This is a genomic window from Hydrogenophaga sedimenti, from assembly GCF_051857515.1.
Lineage (GTDB): Bacteria > Pseudomonadota > Gammaproteobacteria > Burkholderiales > Burkholderiaceae_C > Hydrogenophaga.
Genome location: NZ_JBPZHA010000008.1, coordinates 91,102 through 112,097 on the forward strand (window position 1 = coordinate 91,102; position 20,996 = coordinate 112,097).

A 20,996-nucleotide genomic window follows, 5' to 3' on the forward strand; every position below is an offset into this window, starting at 1 on the left:
GCGCTCAGGCCGTCGCGCCTTCCTTGCGGAACAGTTCGCGGAACACCGGGTAGATGTCGGCCGCCGCGGACACCTTGCGCAGCGCGAAGTTCGGGTGCGCCTGGGCCAGCGCTTCGTAGGCCTGCCACAGGTTCTGTTCCTCGTCGGTGACCTGGATGTAGGCGTAGTAGCGGCAGGCCGGCAGCAGGCGCGCGTTCAGCAGTTCGGTGCACTTGGGCGAATCGTTCTGCCAGTTGTCGCCGTCGCTGGCCTGGGCGCCGTAGATGTTCCACTCCTGCGGGTTGTAGCGCTCGCGCACGATGCGGTCCATCAGCTCCAGCGCGCTGGAGACCACCGTGCCCCCGGTCTCGCGGGCATGGAAGAACTCCTCCTCGGTGACCTCCTGGGCCTGGGTGTGGTGGCGGATGAACACCAGGTCGATCCGGTCGTAGTGCCGGGTCAGGAAGAGGTAGAGCAGCACGAAGAAGCGCTTGGCCAGGTCCTTGCGCTGCTCGTCCATCGAGCCGGAGACGTCCATCAGGCAGAACATCACCGCGCGGGCGCTGGGAATCGGCACCCGCACATGGCTGCGGAACTTGAGGTCGATCGGGTCGATGTAGGGCAGGCGCTCGATGCGCCGGCGCAGCTCCTTCAGCCGCGCCTCGAGCTCGGTCAGTTCGCTGCGGGCCACCGGGTCGTCGCCGAGCCGGCGCAACTCGGCGGCACGCTCCTCGAGTTCGACGCACTGGCGCCGCACGGCCCCGCCCAGGGCGATGCGCCGCCCGTAGGCGCCGCGCATGGAGCGCACGATGTGCAGGTTGTTGGGCGTGCCACTGCTGGTGAAACCGGCGCGCCGGGTCTTGTACTCCGGGACCTGTGCCAGCTGGGTGCGGACCAGGTTGGGCAGCGCCAGGTCGTCGAAGAACACCTGCATGAACTCCTCCCGGCTCAGGGCGAAGGTGAAGTCGTCCTCGCCTTCGCCGCTGTCGCTGGCCTGGCCGCCGCGGCCCTGTCCGGTGCCGCCCTGGGGCCGCTGGATGCGGTCGCCCGTCAGGTACTCGCGGTTGCCGGTGTGCACGACCTCGCGCCGGCCACCCTCGCCGTGGCGGAACACCGGTTCGGACAGGTCCTTCTGCGGGATGCGCACCTCCTCCCCGCGTTCGAGGTCGCGGATGCCGCGCCCGCTGACGGCCCGGCGCACGGCGTCGGCGATCTGCCCGCGGTAGCGGCGGAGAAAGCGCTCCCGGTTGCCGATGGATTTGTTCTTGCCCGCCAGCCGCCGATCGATGATGGAATGCAGCATGGATGCTCCCTCCGGACGACCGCCGTTCCGTGTCAGCTGGACTTGCGCACGCGCAGGTACCACTCGCACAGCAGGCGCACCTGCTTGGGCGTGTAGCCCTTGGCGACCATGCGGGTGACGAAGTCCTCGTGCTTCTTGGCCTCGTCGGCGCTGGCCTTGGCGTTGAAGCTGATCACCGGCAGCAGCTCCTCGGTGTTGGAGAACATCTTCTTCTCGATCACCGTGCGCAGCTTCTCGTAGCTGGTCCACAGCGGGTTGTGGCCGGCGTTGTTGGCGCGGGCGCGCAGCACGAAGTTGACGATCTCGTTGCGGAAGTCCTTGGGGTTGCTGATGCCCGCGGGCTTCTCGATCTTCTCGAGCTCTGCGTTGAGCGACTGGCGGTCGAACACCTCGCCGGTGTCGGTGTCGCGGTACTCGTGGTCCTGGATCCAGTAGTCGGCGTAGGTGACGTAGCGGTCGAAGATGTTCTGGCCGTACTCGCTGTAGCTCTCCAGGTAGGCGGTCTGGATCTCCTTGCCGATGAACTCGGCGTAGCGCGGTGAGAGCTGCTCCTTGATGAAGCTGGTGTAGCGCTCCTCGGTCTCCTTGGCGAACTGCTCGCGCTCGATCTGCTGCTCCAGCACATACATCAGGTGCACCGGGTTGGCGGCAACCTCGGTGGAGTCGAAGTTGAAGACCTTGGAGATGATCTTGAACGCGAAGCGCGTGGAGATCCCGTTCATGCCCTCGTCGACGCCGGCGAAGTCCCGGTACTCCTGGTAGCTCTTGGCGCGCGGGTCGGTGTCCTTGAGGTTCTCGCCGTCGTAGACCTGCATCTTGGAAAACAGCGAGGAGTTCTCCGGCTCCTTCAGGCGCGTGAGCACCGAGAACTGCGCCATCATCTTGAGCGTGCCCGGTGCGCAGGTGGCCTGCGCCAGCGAGGAGTGGCGGATCAGCTTCTCGTAGATCTTCACCTCCTCGGACACGCGCAGGCAGTAGGGCACCTTGACGATGTAGATGCGGTCGAGGAAGGCCTCGTTGTTCTTGTTGTTGCGGAAGGCCTTCCATTCGCTCTCGTTGCTGTGCGCGAGCACGACGCCGTCGAACGGGATCGCGCCGAAGCCTTCGGTGCCCTTGAAGTTGCCTTCCTGCGTCGCCGTCAGCAGCGGGTGCAGCACCTTGATCGGCGCCTTGAACATCTCGACGAACTCCATCAGCCCTTGGTTGGACAGGCACAGGCCGCCGGAGTAGCTGTAGGCGTCGGGGTCGTCCTGCGCGTAGGTCTCGAGCTTGCGGATGTCGACCTTGCCGACCAGCGAGCTGATGTCCTGGTTGTTCTCGTCGCCCGGCTCGGTCTTGCTGACCGCGATCTGCCGCAGCACCGAGGGGTGGCGCTTGACGACCCGGAAGCGCCGGATGTCACCGCCGAACTCCTCCAGCCGCTTGACGGCCCAGGGACTCATGATGCGGTTGAGGTAGCGCGCCGGGATGCCGAACTGCTCCTGCAGCAAGGCGGCGTCCTCGACCGGATCGAACAGCCCCAGCGGCGACTCGTTCACCGGCGAGCCCTTGATGGCGTAGAACGGCACCAGCTCCATCAGCTGCTTGAGCCGTTCGGCGATCGAGCTCTTGCCGCCGCCCACCGGGCCCAGCAGATAGAGGATCTGCTTCTTTTCTTCCAGCCCCTGCGCGGCGTGCCGGAAATAGGACACGACCTGCTCGATCGAGTCCTCCATGCCGTAGAACTCGGCGAAGGCCGGGTAGACCTTGATGATCTTGTTGGCGAACAGGCGCGAGAGGCGCGGGTCGTTGCGGGTGTCGACCATCTGCGGTTCGCCGATGGCCTTGAGCATGCGCTCGGCCACCGTGGCAAAGGCAAGCGGATTGCGTTTGCATTCCGCGAGATAGTCTTCCAGAGACATCTCTTCCTCGCGGGTGCGTTCGAAGCGGGCACTGAAGCTGCTGACGACATCCATGGCGACCTCCTGTGTGAAGCCTCCTCGCGGTCCTGGGTGCTCTCGTGCGTGCCCAGGGGCAGCGGGGACGATTTGCGTGTTGGACCACAACGCAGCCCTCAGGTTCACAGAAAACCGGTCGCATGGCTAGAGCCCCGTGCGGGGCGGGACCGGAACCGGGCGCTCAGGCCAGGGCGGCCTCGATGTCCTTGGCCAGCTTTTCCGGCGCGTCCTGCGGGGCGTAACGCTTGATGACCTTGCCGTCCCTGCCGATCAGGAACTTGGTGAAGTTCCACTTGATGGCCTTGCTGCCCAGCAGGCCCGGTGCCTCGGCCGTCAGCCAGCGGTACAGCGGGTGGGCCTCGGCGCCGTTGACCTCGATCTTGCTCATCATCGGGAAGCTGACGCCGTAATTGCGTTGGCAAAAGGTCGCTATTTCGTCGTTGCTGCCCGGGTCCTGGCTGCCAAACTGGTTGCACGGGAAACCCAGCACGACCAGTCCGCGGTCGCCGTAGGTGGCGTGCAGCTTCTCCAGCCCGGTGAACTGTGGCGTGAATCCGCAGGCGCTGGCGGTGTTGACGATCAGGAGGGGGTGGCCCCGATACCGCGAAAGCGGTACGGATTTCCCCTCGATCGATTCGGCCTCGAAATCGTAGATGCTGGGCACTGTCGGTTCTCCTGGCTGGTAGGGGGCGGAGTATGTGGCGAATTCGTGCTGGAAACCACCTTGGCTGGCACTGTGTCACGGAGTCGCGATCCGTACACGGATTGAAAAAGAGACCTTACGCACCCGAACGGGCATACTTGTCGCCCGAAGAAGACCTTTGTACTCAATTGGAGTGGTGAATGGCAGGCGCGTATTCGTTGGCACTGGTCGGTTTTGCTGAGAACGAGTCCGCAACGTTCGAATCTTTCTTCCGCATGGCGGCCCGCCGTCCGCCGGCCTATGCGGTGCAGGACGAGGTGATTGATGCCCAGGTGCTGGTGGTCAATGCCGACAACGCCCAGGCGGTCCATCTGGTGCGCTACGCCCAGCTGCCCGGCAAGGTGTTGCTCATCGGCCACACCGACCAGGGTCTTTCCTGGCCGCTGCTGCGCAAGCCGATCAAGCTGGTCAACGTTCTGGCGGCACTGGATCAGCTGGTGGGCGCACGCGCCAGCACGCCGGTCGAGCACAAGCCGCCGGTGGCTCCCAAGAAAGGGGCGGACCCCAGCTTTGCGGCGACCGAGCCACTGACCAGCGCCGCGATGCAGCTGATGAAGCCGGCGGTCGGCAAGCGCCGCAGCAGCCCGGACACCGAATTTCCCCCCACCCGTCCCATGACCCGGGACGCTTCGGTTCCCCGCACCGCGCCGCCCGTCCTGAAGCAGGTCACCATGCCGCCGACGCCCGCGGCCGCGGCCGCTCAGCGGGTGGGCGTCATGCGCATGACCGACTTCGGCTCGCTGGAGGCCCTGCCTTCACCCCCGCCGCCGAATTCCCGCCCGCCCGCATCGAGGTCGCCACGCTCGAAGTCGACCCGTGCCGCCCAGCCCCTGCCCGAGGTGCAGCGCGGCGAAGTGCTGCTGGTCGCCGAGAGCCTGATCGAAGGGCGCATCCTGCACAAGCGCTTCAAGCGCTACGGCCTGAACATCGACTGGTCGCGCGAAGCCCCGCAGGCCCTGGCCATGCTCAAGGCCCACCCTTACCGCCTGGTGGCGATCGATCGCATCAAGGGTGAGCCCGACGCCTATTCGGTCTGTCGCAGCGCCAAGCAGCGCAAGCTGCCCAACGGGAACCCCCCGGTGGTCATGATGTTCGCGCCCACCGCCGGCAGCATGGACCGCATCAAGGCCGGCCTGGCCGGCTGCGATGCCTACCTCTCGCGCTCCGTCGGCGAGGCCGAGTTCTACAAGGTGCTGGCGCAGCACCGGCTGGTCAGCCTCGACGGGTTTGAAAAGACCAATGTGAGCTTTTGACTCCCCCCGCGCCGCCTGTGGCGTCACCCCCCAGGGGGCGGCACTGGCGGCCCGGCGAAGCCGGTTCCGCGGTGCCCTGGACCAACTTCCCTTCCGGCGTGAGGTGTCTTCAACCGAGGATGCGGTGGAACCGGCTTCGCCGGGCCACTCGCATCGCCCCCTTGAGGGGGTGACGCCGCAGGCGGCGCGGGGGTGAGCTACCCGTGCAAATCGTCGCGGCGCGCGATCTCCAGCAGGCGGTCCAGCTCCACCTTGTGGTGCTCCTGGTTGTAGCGGTGCCATTTCATGATCAGCCACATGAAGCCGGCCACGATGAGGCCGAAGGCGGTGATGGCCGCCACGGCGGGCAGGCCCAGGCCGGTGGAGAAGCTGTAGAGTGCACCCAGGCCCAGGATGCAGGCCTGTTCGTTGAAGTTCTGCACCGCGATCGAGCGGCCGGCGCCCATCAGGTTGTGGCCGCGGTGCTGCAGCAGCGCGTTCATCGGCACGACCAGGAAGCCGCCCAGGCCGCCCAGCAGCACCAGGAACGGCGCTGCGACCCAGACGTTGTCGATGAAGTTCATGAAGATCACCAGCACGCCCATGCCGATGCCCAGCGGCATCACGCGGGTGGCCTGGTCGAGCTTCATGCGCATCGAGGCGACCACGGCGCCGACAGCCGTGCCCAGGGCGACCACGCCGACCAGGCTGGAGGCCTGCGAGGTGCTGTAGCCCAGAGCCGCGCCGGCCCAGGCCAGCACGATGTAGCGCAGGTTGCCGCTGACGCCCCAGAACAGCGTGGTGGTCGACAGCGAGATCTGGCCCAGGTGGTCCTTCCAGAGGCGCGCGTTGCAGCGCCAGAAGTCGGGCAGCAGCTGCAGCGGGTTGGCAGGCATCGGGCGCGGGGTGACACCGGTCAGCGGAATGCGCAGGTTGAAACCGGAGGCGATCGCGTAGATGGCGACCAGCACCGCGATGGCGGCTTCGGCCGGCCGGTCGATGCCGGTGTTGATGCCGGGGAAGTCGAAGGCCAGCAGCCGGTGCGACAGATAGGGGGCGACCAGCTGGCCGCCCAGCAGCACGCCCAGGATGATCGAAGCGATGGTCAGGCCTTCGATCCAGCCGTTGGCCTTGACCAGCTGCGAAGGCGGCAGCAGCTCGGTGAGGATGCCGTACTTGGCGGGCGAGTATGCGGCGGCGCCCAGGCCGACCAGGGTGTAGGCCAGAAGTGGGTGCACACCCAACAGCATCAGCAGACAGCCGCCGACCTTGATCGCATTGCTGATGAACATGACCGCGCCCTTGGGTCGGGCGTCGGCAAAGGCTCCCACGAACGGGGCGAGCACCACATAGAACAGCGCAAACAGCGGGACCAGTGCCGCGCTCTGCCATTCGGGAGCGTGGCGGCTGCGCAGCAGCTCGATGGCGGCCACGAACAGCGCGTTGTCAGCCAGGGAGCTGAAGAACTGCGCCGTCATGATGGTGTAGAAGCCGCGCTTCATCGGGTGTCTTGTTGTGCCGGCGGTCGGGGTCCGGTCGGTAGGCGGCGGGGCGGATACCCCAGGCTGTCTCCAACGATGCGGGGTTATAGCACGCCACCCCGGACAGGCTGTCCGGTTGCCACAGCCAGTGTTGCGGGCAGTGGCATCGCGCGGTCGCCGCGGGCGGAAAAGGTCGCCGGGTGTGTCAGTTTGGCGCAAGAAAGGGCTGGAACGGCTCTTGCGGCCGGTCGCCGGCCGGCGACGCAAGCGCCAGGCACCGTGGCCAGACCACCTACAACGACGAGGAGACCACCCACATGATCAGCATCGACAAGGCACTGCTGCGGCAACTGCTGCTGATAGAACGCCCCTGGGAAGTTCGCGAATACCGGCTGGACGTGCGCCGTCGCCGTTGCGACGTCTGGGTGTCCCAGGAGCCCGAGCGCGGCTGGTTCGGCCGGGCCAAGGCGGCTCCGGCGGGCGACATGGCGGTCTGGCAGCACCTGGCGATCGGGCCGGTGCGGTTCCACCTGCACGTGACGCTGCCGCTGGGCTTCGAGTCCAAGGGCTTCGGCTGGATGGGCGAGACCGGCATGCCGTTCACCCGGGCGCTGGCGGCGCGGGTGTTCGCGCTGTTCGGCGAGGGCGTGTCGCTGCAGTCGGTCTGCACCTTGCTCGACCTGAGCCTGCAGGACGTCTGGCGCTACCGCTATGCGCTGGACACGGGCCGCGCGGGCGGGGGCGAGCCGGACGCGCCGGCCCGGCCTGCGGCGGCGGCCCCGGCCCCGGCGGTGCCCAGCGCCGATCCGGCCCCGGCCAGTGCGCTGGTGCCCGACGTGACCGACCCGGTCTGGCTGCGGCTGCTGGACGGCGACATGAGCCTGGACATCAAGGTGCTCAGCCTCAAGCTCATGCTGACCCGGCTGCGCTCGCAGCTGGACCTGATCCACGACGAAGAGGTGCGCATGCTCAAGCTCAAGGAGCTGCACCGCTACTTCGTCAAGAACGAACGTGTCCTCACCCACGAACTGGACCAGCTGCGGCTGGGCTGAGATTCCATGAACGATCCCCGACCACCCAAGACCGGCCCCCTCAGCGGACAGCTGACCGACCTGCAGGGCGCGCTGACGGCGATCCGCAGCGGCGCCTTCCTGTCCATCGCGGCCGACGAATCGCTGCTGCGGCGCCTGCCCCCGGGCAACTGGATCGCCGGCAGCATCCCCTATTTCATGGCGCAGGACGGCGGCGAGACCTCGCGCGAGCGGCTGTTCCTCACCGAACTGCCGACGCACGCCGGGCAGCCGCACCTGCGCTGGTACGACATCGGCAACCTGCACAAGGTGGCGCTGGAAGCGCCGGCGCATGGGCTGACGGTGCTGATCGTGCCGGCGTTTTCCGAGGTGCACTCGCTGTTCGCGCGCGAGGCGCCGGCCTTCGAAGACCTGTACATGAAGCCGCTGGTGGGCTGGATCGCCGGCGTGCACCTGGACGACCTGGGCAAGGCCGCGCCGGTGGTGGCCAACGGCCAGTCGCTGGTGTTCAGCACCGACCGCGCGCTGGCGGTGCACATTCCGCTGCCCGAATCGATCTACCCGCGCATCGAGATCCTCAACCTGTTCCGGCCCGGCCCGGGCGATGTGCTCCGTTTTCCGTCGACCGGTTTTTCGGCGCACGAGTGTTATGTCAACGGCGAGCTGGTGAACCTGGCGCAGTACCTGGGCGCCAAGGGCATCGACACCCGGCTGCCGCTGGTGGCCGACTACTCGGGCGCGATGATCAATGTCTCGTTCAAGGCGGTCGACGCGGCGGCCGGCCAGGTCGACTTCTACGCGCCGGTGTTCGACGACGTCGAGTACCGCATCGCCGAGCCGGTGCCCGACTACGCGAAAGCCTTCGCGCAGTCGCTGCCGGGCGAAGCGCACGGCGCGCGCTGGAGCTGCAACTGCATCCTCAACTACCTGTATGGCGAGCTGGAAGGGAAGCGCACCGGGCCGATCACCGGGCCGATGACCTTCGGCGAAATCGCCTACCAGCTGCTCAACCAGACCATGGTCTACGTGAATCTGGAGAAGCTCTAGAAGCGGCGCTGCAGGGACATGAATCGGCCTGTAGGGCGCTCTGGCGGGGGCGGGCTTTGTGCGACAGTCGGGCCTGCGCCCGTTCACCCCGCCAGCCCGCCATGCCACGTCCCATCCTCGCCACTGTCCACCCCGCCGCCCTCGAACACAACCTGAACCAGGCCCGCGTGCGGGCACCCGACGCCCGCGTCTGGGCGGTGGTCAAGGCCAACGCCTACGGCCACGGCATCGAGCGCGTGTTCCCGGCGCTGCGCAGCGCCGACGGTTTTGCGCTGATCGACCTGGCCGAGGCCCAGCGCGTGCGCGCGCTCGACTGGCGCGGCCCGATCCTGCTGCTCGAAGGCGTGTTCGAGCCGCGCGACCTCGAACTCTGCTCGCGCCTGCACCTGTGGCACGCGGTGCACTGCACCGAACAGATCGACTGGCTGGCCGCGCACAAGACCCAGGTGCCGCACCGCGTCTTCCTCAAGCTCAACAGCGGCATGAACCGCCTGGGCTTCCGGCCGGAGGCCTTCCGCGCCGCCTGGGCGCGGCTGAACGCGCTGCCGCAGGTGGACGAGATTTCGCTCATGACGCACTTCAGCGACGCCGACGGCCCGCGCGGCATCGCCCACCAGGTCGCCGCCTTCGAGGCCGCGACCGCCGACCTGCCGGGCGAGCGCACGCTGTGCAACAGCGCCGCCATCCTGCGCCACGCGCAGAGCCCGCTGCGCGGCGAAGGCGTCACGACGCTGGCGGCCGACTGGGTGCGCGAGGGCATTGCGCTCTACGGCGGCGCGCCCGACCACCCCGAGCACACCGCGGCCGGCTGGGGCCTCCAGCCCACCATGAGCCTGACGACCCAGGTCATTGGCACGCAGCAGCTGCAGCCCGGCGACACCGTGGGCTACGGCTCCAGCTTCACCGCCGACCGGCCCATGCGCATCGGTGTCATCGCCTGCGGTTACGCCGACGGCTACCCGCGCCACGCACCGTCCGGCACGCCGGTGCTCGTCAACGGGGTGAAGACCTGCACCGTCGGCCGCGTCAGCATGGACATGATCACCGTCGACCTGTCGCCGCTGGACGCCGCGGGCGTGGCGGCCGGCATCGGCAGCGAGGTCGTGCTCTGGGGCGTCTCGCCCTCGACCGGCGCCGCGCTGCCGGTGGACGAGGTCGCGCGCGCGGCCGGCACCATCTCATATGAGTTGTTGTGTGCGGTCGCGCCCCGGGTTCCGTTCATGTGACTCTCCCCGCGCGCGCCTGCGGAGCCGGGGCCAAAGCATCCTGGCCGCGCGCGACAGTGACCGGTTACCAAGCAGGTTCATTTACAGGCGCCGCCGGGCGCGAGGGCTGCTCTCGGCAGACAATCGTTTGCATTGCCTGATTGAAAGCCCGATGTGACCGCCGTCTCCGCCTACCTGGCCGCCCCGCTGAAAACCCTGAGGGGCCTGCCCTATGTCGCCTGGATCATCCTGTACTGCGCCCTCACCTGGGGCATCTTCGGGGCGCTGCTGGGCGCGGTGACCCCCAACCTGCGGGCGCAGATGGGGGTGTCGTTCCAGCAGATGGGCTGGCTGATGGCGATCTGGAGTGCCGGCGGCGCGGTCGGTTCGCTGCTGGGCGGGGCGATCGCCAAACGTTTCCCGCCACGGCGCCTGCTGCGCGCCTACACCGCCGCCGTCGTGGTCGCCCTGGCGGGCGTGCTGCTGGCGCCCAGTTTCGGCTGGCTGGCCTTCTTCATGGTCACCATCGCCACCTTCGAGACCGCACTGTTCACCGTCGGCCACGGCCTGCTGGCCGAAATGAGCGACGACCCCGAGCAGCGCGCCCGCATCATCAGCCTGGTCGACGTCGGCTACAGCCTGGGCACCATGCTCTCGCCGCTGATGGCGGCCGCGGTGCTCGCCGCCAACCCGAGCTGGCGCGGCCCCTACGTGGTGTTCGGCCTGATGGCGCTGGTGATGCTGGCGCTGACCCTGCAGCGGCGCTACCTGCGCGAGGTCGCCTTCAAGACCCACCACGCGGGCGAAGCCGGTGTGGCCGCGCCGCGCCCGCCGCTGGACTACGGCGGCCTGCTGCGCCAGCCGGTGGTGCGCTGGGTGCTGTTCGCGGGCGTGTGCAGCGGCCTGTGTGAATGGGGCCAGTACTTCTGGTTCGTCAGCTTCGCCACCGAGGCGCTGGGCGAACACGAACAGACCGCGCGCCTGGCGCTGGGCTTCCTGATGGCCGGCATGGTCACCGGCCGCATCTGGCAGGCCTTCGTGCACAGCCGCTGGGCCATGGAGCAGAAGATCCAGGGCCTGGGCGCGCTGGCGGCGCTGGCGATCACCGCGGTCTGGCTGACGCCGGCCGACGCGCCCTTTGTCTGGCTGGCGCTGTGCAACTACCTGACCGGCCTGGGCGTGTCGGTCGGTTTCCCCATCCTGCTGGGCATCGCGCTGCGCGGCTTCCCGCAGGAAGCGCCGCGGCTGTCGGCCCTGCTGATGATCGCCTTCACCGTCGGGGCCCAGATCGCGGCGTTGCTGATGGGTGAACTGGCGGAACACTTCGGCCTGCGCGCCGCCTATGCGGTGCTGGTGGTCGCGGCCCTGGCGTTCTTTGGAGCCGCCTGGGTGCTGGGGCGCCGCCGGCGCTGAGCGTCCCGCTCTGCGGGGTGGAAAGCCCCTGTCGACTTGTACCCCTGGGGGTATACATATATACTTGGTCCGGTATAGGAGATTCCCATGCCCGACCGTCTGTCGCTTCCCCGTTGGTCCCGCCGTTCCCTGGCCTCGCGCGCTGCTGCGCTGCTGTTCGTCGGCCTGCTGAGTACCGGTGCGGTCGTGGCGGCCGGGGCGGCGCCCGGTCCGCAGGTGCCGGTGGTCACGCTGGGCACACGGCCGGTCGGCGCCGGGGCCGCGTTCGACGGCACGCTGCAGGCGGTGCGCCAGAGCGTGCTGTCGGCGCAGGCCAGTGGCCGCATCGCCACGCTGTCGGTCAAGGCCGGCGACCGCGTCAAGGCCGGGCAGCTGCTGGCGGTGATCGACGACCGCGCCACGCAGGCGGGTGTGGCGCAGGCGCAGGCCGGCGTGGCGCAGGCCGATGCCCAGCTGGCCAACGCCAGGGCGGCGTACGAGCGCACCCGCGACCTGCGCGCGCAGGGCTTCATCGCCCAGGCCGCGCTCGACACCGCGCTGGCGCAATACAAGGCCGCGCAGGCCGGCACCGCCGCCGCGCGCGCCGGCCAGACGCAGGCCTCGGTGGCCCAGGGCTTCACGCGGCTGACCGCGCCGTACGACGGCTGGGTGCTGGCCACGCACGCCGAGACCGGTGCACTGGCCATGCCCGGCGCGCCCATCCTCACCGTCTATGCGCCGCAGCCGATGCGGGCGGTGGTGCATGTGCCGGCCTCGCAGCAGGCGCTGGCCCAGTCGGCGCAGAAGATCGAGGTGCAGCTGCCGGGAACGGGCAAGTGGGTGGTGCCCGCATCGACCTCGACCGTGCCCGCCGCCGACCCGGTGTCGCAGACGGTGGAGTGGCGGCTGAACCTGGGCGAGGCCGATGGCGCGGGTCAGGTGCCCGGTCAGCAGGTCCAGGTGCGTTTTGCGGGTGCACCGGCCGCGGCCGACAGCCAGCGGCTGGTGGTGCCGGCCAGCGCGCTGTTGCGCCGCGGCGAGCTGACCGGCGTCTACGTCGTCACCGCCAGGGGCGACAGCGGCCAGGGCTTTGCGCTGCGTGCGGTGCGCACCGGCGCCGCGCAGGGCGATGGCGTCGAGGTGCTGGCCGGCCTGAAGGCGGGTGAGCAGGTGGCGCTGGACCCGGTGAGGGCGGGCCTCTCCGGTGCCCAACCCGCTGCGAAATAAGGCACCGCCATGCGCCAGACCCCCGAATTTCCCGCGCCCGAGAAGCTTGGCTTCTCCGGCTCCGTGGCGCGGGCCTTCCAGGCCAACGCCATCACCCCGCTGCTGGCGCTGGTCGCGCTGCTGCTGGGCCTGTTCGCCGTGCTGGTCACGCCGCGCGAGGAAGAACCGCAGATCAACGTGACCATGGCCAACGTGATCATCCCGTTCCCGGGGGCGTCCAGCGCCGACGTGGAAAAGATGGTCGCGTCGCCGGCCGAGCACGTGCTCTCTCAGATCCAGGGCATCGAGCACACCTATTCCGTCGCGCGCCCCGGCGTCGCGGTGCTGACGGTGCAGTTCAAGGTCGGCGTGCCACGCACCGAAGCGCTGGTGCGGCTGTACGACGTGCTCAACGCGAACCAGGACTGGTTGCCGCAGGGCCTGGGCGTGATGGCGCCGATCGTCAAACCCAAGGGCATCGACGACGTGCCGGTGCTGGCCGCCACGCTGTGGACGGCCGACGCGCAGAGCGCCCACGATCTGGAGCGCGTGGCCCACGCGGTCGAGACCGAACTCAAGCGCGTGCCCGGCACGCGCGAGGTGGTCACCATCGGCGGCCCGGGCCGCGCGGTGCATGTGTGGCTCGATCCGGCCCGCCTGCGCGAGCGCGGCGTGAGCGTGCAGCAATTGCAGGGCGCGGTGGCGGCGGCCAACCAGGCCATGCCGTCGGGCTCGGTGGTCAACCCGAACCCGGCGCCCGGCGAGCCCGGCCTGCTGTCGGTGGAGACCGGCGAGTTCCTGCAGAACGCGCAGGACGTGGGCGACATCGTGGTGGCCGTCACGGGCAAGGCGGGAGAGGGGCGGCCGGTCTACCTGCGCGAAGTGGCGCGGGTGGAAGCCGGCGCGCAGCTGCCGCAGCGCTATGTGTGGTTCACGCCCGGCGCAGCCGATGCGGTGCACGCCGGCCAGCAGGGCCAGAACCACCCGGCGGTGACCATCACCGTCACCAAGAAGCCCGGCGAGAACGCGGTGGACGTCGCGCGCGGCGCGACCGAGCGGCTGGAGAACCTGAAGAACACGGTCATCCCCGACGACGTGCAGGTCAGCATCACGCGCGACTACGGCGAGACCGCCGCGGCCAAGGCCAACAAGCTGATCCAGAAGCTGATCTTCGCCACCGCCAGCGTGATCGTGCTGGTGGGTCTGGCGCTGGGCCGGCGCGAGGCGGTGATCGTCGGCGCCGCGGTGATCCTCACGCTCACGGCCACGCTGTTCGCCAGCTGGGCCTGGGGCTTCACGCTCAACCGCGTCTCGCTGTTCGCGCTGATCTTCTCCATCGGCATCCTGGTGGACGACGCGATCGTGGTGGTGGAGAACATCCACCGCCACCGCCAGCTCACACCCGACGATCCGCTGTCGGTGATCATCCCGCGCGCGGTCGACGAGGTCGGCGGCCCCACCATCCTGGCCACCTTCACCGTGATCGCGGCGCTGCTGCCCATGGCCTTCGTGTCCGGCCTGATGGGCCCGTACATGAGCCCGATCCCCATCAACGCCAGCATGGGCATGGCGATCTCGCTGGCGATCGCGTTCACCGTCACGCCCTGGCTCGCGCTCAAGCTGACCAGGACCGGTGAAGGCCACGCTGCGCACGGTCCGGGCAAGCTCACCAGCGCGCTGCAGAACACCTTCACGAAAATCTTGACGCCGTTCCTGCAGAGCGCCCGCAAGCGCTGGCTGCTGGCGGGCGGCATCGCCGCGGCGCTGCTGCTGTCGGTGGGGCTGGCCTTGGTGCAGTGGGTGGTGCTGAAGATGCTGCCCTTCGACAACAAGAGCGAGTACCAGGTGGTGGTCGACATGCCCGCCGGCACGCCGCTGGAAGACACGGCGGCAACGCTGCAGGACATGACGGCCTTCCTCGCGCGGCAGCCCGAGGTGACGAATGTGCAGGGCTACGCCGGCACCGCCAGCCCCATCACCTTCAACGGCCTGGTGCGCCAGTACTACCTGCGCGCCGAGGCCGAAGGCGGCGACCTGCAGGTCAACCTGGTGGGCGCGCACGACCGCCACGAGAAGAGCCACGCGATCGCGCAGCGCCACCGTCCGGCGCTGGAAAAAATCGCCGCCGCCCACGGTGCGCGCGTGAAGGTGGTGGAAGTGCCGCCCGGCCCGCCGGTGATGTCGCCCATCGTGGCCGAGGTCTACGGGCCGGACGACAAAGGCCGCGCCGAACTGGCCCAGCGTGTGGCCGGTGCCTTCAAGGGCACGCCCGACATTGTGGGCGTGGACACCTCGCTCAAGGAAGCCGCGCCGCGCGCCTTCCTGCGCATCCAGCGCCAGCGCGCCGAGTCGCTGGGCATCCCGGTGCAGGTGATCGCGCAGACCGTGCAGGCCGCGCTCTCGGGCACCGATGCGGCCTGGCTGCACGACGGCCACGCCAAGTTTGCGGTGCCGGTGCGCCTGCAATTGCCGCTGGACCAGCAGGTCGGCCTGGCCGCAGTGCTGGCGCTGCCGGTGAAGGCCGCGAACGGGGCCATGGTGCCGCTGTCCGAACTGGTGACGGTCGAGCGCGGCGTGATCGACCAGCCGCGCTTCACGAAAGACCTGCAGGCGGTGAGCTATGTCTTTGGCGACATGGCCGGCCGGCTGGACTCGCCGCTGTACGGCCTGTTCGGCATCCGTTCCGCGATGAAGGACGCCGCGCTGCCCAACACCGGCGAACTCGGCGAGTACTGGATCACGCAGCCCAAGGACCCGTACCGCCAGTACGCGGTGAAGTGGGACGGCGAGTGGCAGATCACCTACGAGACCTTCCGCGACATGGGCGCGGCCTACGGCGTCGGCCTGATCCTGATCTACCTGCTGGTGGTGGCGCAGTTCAGGAGCTATGTCACGCCGCTGATCATCATGGCGCCGATTCCGCTGACCATCATCGGCGTCATGCCCGGCCACGCGCTGCTGCAGTCGCAGTACACCGCCACGTCGATGATCGGCATGATCGCGCTGGCCGGCATCATCGTGCGCAACTCCATCCTGCTGGTGGACTTCATCGAGCTGGAGACCGCGCGCGGCGTGCCGTTTGCACAGGCCGTCGTGCAGTCCGCCGCGGTGCGCGCGCAGCCGATCGCGCTCACTGGCCTGGCCGCCATGATGGGCGCCTTCTTCATCCTCGACGACCCGATCTTCAACGGCCTGGCGATTTCGCTGATCTTCGGCATCGCGGTCTCGACGATGCTGACCCTGGTCGTCATCCCGGTGCTCTATTACGCGGTCTATCGCCAGAAGCACGAAGCCGCGTGATCCCTTTCTTTCCCCATCCTTCAAGGAGTCTGCAATGACCATCGAACGTCTCATCCGCATCATGGCCGGCACCGTCGTGCTGGTCTCGCTCGCCCTGGGCTACCACGGCAGCCCCATCTTCGTGAGCGAGTGGTTCCTCGCGCTCACGGCCTTCGCCGGCTTCAACCTGGCGCAGTCGGGCATCACCGGTTTCTGTCCGCCGGCGATCCTGTTCCGCAAGCTGGGCGTGCCCGAGGGCGGAGGCGCCTGCTCGACCAAGTAAGCTGGCGTCATGAGCAGTCCCACCCCCCTCAAATTCCTCATGCCCGGCTGGTTCTCGGTGGTGATGGGCCTGTGCGGCCTGTCGCTGGCCTGGCACCGCGCCGTGCCGTTGCTGGGTGACATGGCCGATGGCCTGGCGCTGGTGGCGGGGCTGCTGGCGCTGGTGGTGTTCGTGGTCCTGCTGGTGGCGTCCTGGGTGCGGGTGTCGCGCTACCCGGCGGCGCTGGCCGACGATCTGAAACATCCGGTGCGCCACGCCTTCGTGGCCGCGTTCCCGGTGTCGATGCTGCTGCTGGCGACGGTGGGTGTCGCGCTGGGCGGGGCGGGCGGTGAACTGGCGCTGCTGTGGCGCACGCTCTGGTGGGCGGGCAGCCTGGGGCAGTTCTGGGCCACGCTGTGGGTGCTGGGCCGCTGGCTCGCACCGTCGGCGCCGGGCACCAGCGCGGGCAACACGGGGCTGTGGCCCGCGGTCACGCCGGTGCTGCTGATCCCGGTGGTGGGCAATGTGCTGGCGCCGCTGGCGGGTGTGCCGCTGGGACATGGCGGCTGGGCGGCGGCGCAGTTCGGCATCGGGGCCTTCTTCTGGCCGGTTGCGCTGGCGCTGATCCTGGCGCGCCGCATCGCGCACAGTCCGCTGCCCGACCGCGTGCTGCCGGCCTGGTTCATCACGGTGGCGCCGCCGGCCGTGATCGGTCTGGTGCTGGCGCAGCTGGTCGAACGTGGTCAGGCGCCGCTGGGGGCGGTGCAGGCGCTGTGGGGCGTGGCGCTGTTCTTCGCGCTCTGGGTGCTGCCGGTGCTCAAGCGTGCGGTGGCGCAACCGTTTGGCATCCCGTTCTGGGCCTTGTCGTTCCCTCTGGCGGCCTTCACGACCCTGACCCTGCGTCTGCTTGAACTGCAGGGTGGTCCGGGCGGCCTGATGCAGACCGCGGCGGTGCTGCTGCTGGCCGCGACCTCGATGGTGGTGCTGTGGCTGGGGTTTGCCACCGTGCGCGGCCTGCGCGACGGGTCGCTGCTGGCGCCCGAGCCGGTGGCCAGCATCACGCCGGTCGCGGGCTGAACAACTCGTTGCCTCGCCGGCGGTGTGTGTTTGGTATCCTGCGTCACCCTTGAAAATCCATGCCCGTCCGATGAAAACTGCTGTTGCCTCCCTTCTTCTGCTGTCTCTGGTTGCCTGCGCCTCGGCGCCCCAGGCCGAATGGGTCAAGCCCCGCGCGACCAAGGAAGAAACCTACACCCAGTTCTCCGACTGCAACTACCAGGTCGGTCTGGCCAAGGTGCCCGAGGCCGAACGCGAGCAGATGGTGGCCCACTGCATGCGTGGCAAGGGCTACCGCTACGTGGCCATTCCCGCCGCGCCGGCCAAGTGAGTCCGGCCTGGACCTGCTGAGTTCCGCGCCGCTGCTGGCCGGTGCCGCATTCGGCGCCGGCGTGCTCAACGCCATTGCCGGCGGTGGCAGCTTCCTGACCTTTCCCGCGCTGGTCTTCACCGGCGTGCCGCCCATCGTCGCCAACGCCACCAGCGCGCTGGCCGTGAGCCCGGGCTACCTGGGCAGCACGCTGGGCTTCAAGCCCGAACTGCGCGAACTGCCCCCGCAGCGCTTGCGCCGTGAAACCCTGATCGCGGCCATCGGCGGCATCGCGGGTGCACTGCTGTTGCTGGTGACCCCGGCGAAGCTGTTCTCCGGCATCGTGCCTTGGCTGCTGCTGTTCGCCACGCTGCTGTTCGCGGCCGGACCCGCCATCGCCCAGCGGGCGCAGGCCGCTTCGGCCGAAGGCCACGGCCTGGCGCGCTGGCGCGAGCCGGGGCTGCTCGCGGTCGCGATCTACGGCGGCTACTTCAACGGCGGACTGGGCATCCTGCTGATGGCGCTCTACACCGTGGCCGGCGAGACGCGGCTGAACACGGTCAACGCGCTCAAGAACCTCAACTCGCTGGTGCTGTCGTGGTTGTCGGTGGCGGCCTTCGTCATCGCCGGCGCGATCGCCTGGAGAGAGGGCCTGCTGATGATGGTCGCCGCGACCGCCGGGGGCTACTTTGGCGCGCGCTGGTCCAGGCAGCTGCCGGTGGCCTGGGTGCGGCGCGGCGTGATCGTTACCGGGCTGGTGATGAGCGCGGTGTTTTTCTCCCGGCTCTAGCAAGGTAGCCCCCATGCTCCGCCGCGGTGCGGGTCGCTGCCCCCCGTGGGGGCTGATTCGCCTTGGGGCGGCCCGGCGGCGAATCAAATGCCAAGCCACGCCCCCGCCTGCTGCCAGGCGGCGAAAGCGAGGTGGCCGACCGAGATCGCGTAGCCCACGCCAGCGGCGCCGGTCGCGGCCGACAGCAGCAGCGCGATGCCGTCGCGGAACAGCCAGCCCAGGCTCAGCAGCATCAGGCTGGTGCCCGGCAGCAGGTTGCCCAGCGGCAGCGGCAGGAAGATCAGGGCCGCCATCAAAGCGATCCACAGTGCCCACCAGAAGCGCGTGCGCGCATGGCACAGCGCCTGCCAGCGCGGACACAGCCAGCGCTCGGCGCATTCGTAGGTCCAGGCCAGCCAGTGCAGGCAGCGGCGGGTCCAGGTCTCGTTGAGCGTCAGCGTCGCCAGCCTCTCCGGCAGGTGCAGGGTGTCGCGCCCGCGCAGCCAGGCCCAGGCCAGCGCGAAGATGCCGAGACTGAGCACCGTGCCCGCCCCGGCGATCGGCACCGTGCTCAGCAGCGCCATCAGCATCAGCAGCACGGCGCCCGAACCCTCGCCGTGCAGGTGCAGCAGCTCGCGCAGGTTCAGGCGCAGGTCGCCCGCGCCGTCGTGGGCGTCCCGCAGGCGCTGCGCGATGCCTTCGCTCATGCGTTGGCGATCCGCACGGCGGCCTGCTGCGACACGGTGCGGCCGACCAGCCAGTGCAGCAGGGCCGCGATCGCCAGCATCGGGACCAGCGCCAGGGCCCAGCCGACCCACAGCAGCGGACCGATCCAGGCCATCAGCGCATCGCCCGAGGGCAGCACCACCCCCAGCCACTGCACGACCGACACCACCAGCGACTGCAACGCCGCCAGCGTGGAGGTGTCGAGCCAGGGCGCCAGCCAGTCGGGCAGGGGCGGCAGCGCCAGGCCACCGACCGTGCCCGCGGCGCCCTGCAGCGCCCCGGCATCGATGGCGCCCAGCAGCCAGCCGGTGAGCTGGTGGACGATGGCGATGAAGCCGGTCCAGGCCGCGACCAGCAGGGCGGTGAAGCTCCAGATCAGCGTCTTCATGGCGCGCCCTCAGTCGTTGGAACCGATGCCGAACAGGCTCAGCAGGCTGGTGAACAGGTTGAAGGCCGAGACGAACAGGCCGACCGTGGCCAGCACGTAGTTGGTCTCGCCACCGTTCACGATGCGGCTGGTCTCGAACAGGATCAGGCCGACCGACAGCAGGGCCACCAGGCCAGAGACCGCCAGCGCCAGCGCCGGCATGCTGAAGAAGACGGCGACCAGGGCCAGCACGAGGGCGATCACCATGCCGGCGAACAGGAAGCCGCCCATGAAGCTGAAGTCGCGGCGCGTGGTCAGCACATAGGCCGAGAGGGCGACAAAGGTGGCGCCGGTCGCGGCCAGCGCGGCGACGATGGTGTTCGCGCCGCCGGGCAGGGCCAGGGTGTGCGAGAGCAGGGGCCCTAGCGTGTAGCCCATGAAGCCGGTCAGCGCGAACACGGCGGGCAGCGCCCAGCCGCTGTTCTGCAGCTTGTGCACCGCGAACAGCAGGCCGAAGTAGCCCACCAGCGTGATCACCAGGCCGGGCGCGGGCCAGGCGTTGGCGACCGCCAGCGCGGCGATGCCGGCCGAGAACAGGATGGTCAGCGACAGCAGGGCATAGGTGTTGCGCAGGACCTTCGCGGCCTGCGGGCGGTCCAGCGACAGCGGGCTGCCGGTGGACAGGGAAGGGAAGCGACGGACTTGTGCCATGAGGGTTCTCCGGAAAGGGAACAAAGGGAGGCTGGAAGATAGGGTTTCCGATCCATTGGAAAAAGCAGACAATGGCGGAACGTGATTCCCTAAAAGTCGAAGCATGAACCAGGAACTCAACTACAAGCACCTCTATTACTTCTGGGTCACGGCCAAGGAGGGCGGCATGTCGCACGCCGCCGCGCGCCTGGGCATGGCGGTGCAGACCATCAGTGCGCAGGTCAAGCTGCTGGAGCAGTCGCTGGGCCACGCGCTGTTCAAGCCGGCCGGCCGCGGCCTGGCGCTGACCGACGCCGGACAGGCCGCGCTGCAGGTGGCCGAGCAGATCTTCCATCTCGGCGAACACCTGCACACGGCGGTGCGCGACGCGACCAGCCAGACCTCGGTGCGGCTGGTGGTGGGCATCTCGGACGGTCTGGCCAAGCTGGCGGTGCGCGAGCTGCTGGCGCCGGCGCTGGAAGAACCGCGGCTGCGGCTGGTGTGCCACGAAGACGAGTTCGATCACCTGCTGGCCGACCTGGCGCTGCACCGGCTGGACGTGGTGCTGTCCGACCGGCCCGCGCCGGCCAACCCCAACCTCAAGCTCTACAGCCACGCCATGGGTTCGTCACCGCTGGGCTGGTACGCGCCCAGGGAATGGGTCGCTGCGGCGCACAAGGACTTTCCGCACTGCCTCGCGGAAGTGCCGGTGCTGCTGCCCAGTGCCCATGCGTCGGTGCGCATGCGCATCGACCAGTGGTTCGAACAGCACAGCGTGCTGCCCAACGTGGTCGGCGAGTTCGAAGACAGCGCGCTGCTGGCGACCTTCGGCGCCTCGGGCATGGGCGTGTTTCCGGCGTCGGAGCGCATGCGCGAGACGCTCTCGCAGGGGTATGGCCTGCAGTGGATCGCGCCCTGCGAAGGCGTGCAGGAACACTTCTACGCCATCGGCACGGCGCGCAAGGTGCAGCACCCGCTGGTGCAGAAGCTCCTCGCGGCCGACTGAGGCGGGCGTGACAGC

Annotated in this window: 19 protein-coding genes; 12 read left to right on the plus strand and 7 right to left on the minus strand. The window is 69.0% G+C overall.

Translation table 11 applies throughout. From position 1 onward, the window contains the following. Window positions 1-4: 4 nt before the first annotated feature. The 3 genes from ACS5NL_RS14280 to ACS5NL_RS14290 form a co-directional block, all read right to left on the minus strand. Complete coding sequence (locus tag ACS5NL_RS14280) at window positions 5-1,282, minus strand: YeaH/YhbH family protein (RefSeq protein WP_439354526.1); 1,278 nt, start codon at window positions 1,280-1,282, stop codon at window positions 5-7. Between the two features lie 32 nt (window positions 1,283-1,314). Next, a complete protein-coding gene (locus ACS5NL_RS14285; RefSeq protein ID WP_439354527.1) occupies window positions 1,315-3,237 on the minus strand; it encodes a PrkA family serine protein kinase in 1,923 nt (640 codons plus the stop codon). 163 nt (window positions 3,238-3,400) lie between these two features. Beyond that, entirely contained in the window at window positions 3,401-3,883 is a 483-nt protein-coding gene (locus tag ACS5NL_RS14290) for a glutathione peroxidase (RefSeq protein WP_439354528.1), read from the minus strand. Between the two features lie 179 nt (window positions 3,884-4,062). On the opposite strand from ACS5NL_RS14290, the gene ACS5NL_RS14295 reads away from it, so the two are divergent. After that, on the plus strand, window positions 4,063-5,175 hold the full coding sequence (locus tag ACS5NL_RS14295; protein ID WP_439354529.1) for a response regulator: 1,113 nt from the start codon (window positions 4,063-4,065) through the stop codon (window positions 5,173-5,175). Between the two features lie 197 nt (window positions 5,176-5,372). On the opposite strand, the gene lplT is transcribed toward ACS5NL_RS14295, so the two are convergent. Next, a complete protein-coding gene (lplT, locus tag ACS5NL_RS14300; RefSeq protein ID WP_439354530.1) occupies window positions 5,373-6,656 on the minus strand; it encodes a lysophospholipid transporter LplT in 1,284 nt (427 codons plus the stop codon). Between the two features lie 296 nt (window positions 6,657-6,952). On the opposite strand from lplT, the gene ACS5NL_RS14305 reads away from it, so the two are divergent. The 10 genes from ACS5NL_RS14305 to ACS5NL_RS14350 all read left to right on the plus strand — a co-directional run bounded on the left by ACS5NL_RS14305 (window position 6,953) and on the right by ACS5NL_RS14350 (window position 18,213). After that, a complete protein-coding gene (locus ACS5NL_RS14305) occupies window positions 6,953-7,687 on the plus strand; it encodes a hypothetical protein (protein ID WP_439354531.1) in 735 nt (244 codons plus the stop codon). 6 nt (window positions 7,688-7,693) lie between these two features. Further along, complete coding sequence (locus ACS5NL_RS14310) at window positions 7,694-8,713, plus strand: DUF6976 family protein (RefSeq protein ID WP_439354532.1); 1,020 nt, start codon at window positions 7,694-7,696, stop codon at window positions 8,711-8,713. A gap of 101 nt (window positions 8,714-8,814) precedes the next feature. Continuing rightward, the gene (gene alr, locus ACS5NL_RS14315; RefSeq protein WP_439354533.1) at window positions 8,815-9,939 is read left to right on the plus strand and encodes an alanine racemase; all 1,125 of its coding nucleotides are present in this window, start codon (window positions 8,815-8,817) and stop codon (window positions 9,937-9,939) included. 153 nt (window positions 9,940-10,092) lie between these two features. After that, window positions 10,093-11,331: an MFS transporter gene (locus ACS5NL_RS14320; RefSeq protein ID WP_439354534.1), complete on the plus strand. Its 1,239-nt coding sequence runs from the start codon at window positions 10,093-10,095 to the stop codon at window positions 11,329-11,331. Between the two features lie 87 nt (window positions 11,332-11,418). Beyond that, window positions 11,419-12,537 carry an efflux RND transporter periplasmic adaptor subunit gene (locus tag ACS5NL_RS14325; protein ID WP_439354535.1) on the plus strand — a complete coding sequence of 373 codons (1,119 nt, stop codon included), beginning with the start codon at window positions 11,419-11,421 and terminating at the stop codon, window positions 12,535-12,537. Between the two features lie 9 nt (window positions 12,538-12,546). Next, the gene (locus ACS5NL_RS14330; RefSeq protein WP_439354536.1) at window positions 12,547-15,816 is read left to right on the plus strand and encodes an efflux RND transporter permease subunit; all 3,270 of its coding nucleotides are present in this window, start codon (window positions 12,547-12,549) and stop codon (window positions 15,814-15,816) included. Between the two features lie 34 nt (window positions 15,817-15,850). Then, window positions 15,851-16,078: a YgaP family membrane protein gene (locus ACS5NL_RS14335; RefSeq protein ID WP_439354537.1), complete on the plus strand. Its 228-nt coding sequence runs from the start codon at window positions 15,851-15,853 to the stop codon at window positions 16,076-16,078. 9 nt (window positions 16,079-16,087) lie between these two features. After that, window positions 16,088-17,134, plus strand: coding sequence for an SLAC1 family transporter (locus ACS5NL_RS14340; protein ID WP_439354538.1), 1,047 nt, complete (start codon window positions 16,088-16,090; stop codon window positions 17,132-17,134). Between the two features lie 70 nt (window positions 17,135-17,204). Beyond that, the gene (locus ACS5NL_RS14345; RefSeq protein ID WP_439354539.1) at window positions 17,205-17,444 is read left to right on the plus strand and encodes a hypothetical protein; all 240 of its coding nucleotides are present in this window, start codon (window positions 17,205-17,207) and stop codon (window positions 17,442-17,444) included. A 16-nt stretch (window positions 17,445-17,460) separates the two neighbouring features. Beyond that, window positions 17,461-18,213, plus strand: a complete 753-nt coding sequence (locus ACS5NL_RS14350; RefSeq protein WP_439354733.1) for a sulfite exporter TauE/SafE family protein — start codon at window positions 17,461-17,463, stop codon at window positions 18,211-18,213. A gap of 83 nt (window positions 18,214-18,296) precedes the next feature. Here the strand turns inward: ACS5NL_RS14350 and ACS5NL_RS14355 are convergent, their stop codons facing one another. From ACS5NL_RS14355 to ACS5NL_RS14365, 3 genes are read right to left on the minus strand one after another with little or no spacing between them, the layout of a single operon-like run. After that, a complete protein-coding gene (locus ACS5NL_RS14355; RefSeq protein ID WP_439354540.1) occupies window positions 18,297-18,899 on the minus strand; it encodes an exopolysaccharide biosynthesis protein in 603 nt (200 codons plus the stop codon). Next, the gene (locus ACS5NL_RS14360; RefSeq protein WP_439354541.1) at window positions 18,896-19,306 is read right to left on the minus strand and encodes a hypothetical protein; all 411 of its coding nucleotides are present in this window, start codon (window positions 19,304-19,306) and stop codon (window positions 18,896-18,898) included. The genes ACS5NL_RS14355 and ACS5NL_RS14360 overlap by 4 nt, the downstream gene beginning before the upstream one ends. A gap of 9 nt (window positions 19,307-19,315) precedes the next feature. Continuing rightward, the gene (locus ACS5NL_RS14365; protein ID WP_439354542.1) at window positions 19,316-19,996 is read right to left on the minus strand and encodes a Bax inhibitor-1/YccA family protein; all 681 of its coding nucleotides are present in this window, start codon (window positions 19,994-19,996) and stop codon (window positions 19,316-19,318) included. A 103-nt stretch (window positions 19,997-20,099) separates the two neighbouring features. Between ACS5NL_RS14365 and ACS5NL_RS14370 the strand changes: the two genes are divergently transcribed. Next, window positions 20,100-20,981 carry a LysR family transcriptional regulator gene (locus ACS5NL_RS14370; protein WP_439354543.1) on the plus strand — a complete coding sequence of 294 codons (882 nt, stop codon included), beginning with the start codon at window positions 20,100-20,102 and terminating at the stop codon, window positions 20,979-20,981. The last annotated feature ends 15 nt before the right edge of the window (window positions 20,982-20,996 follow it).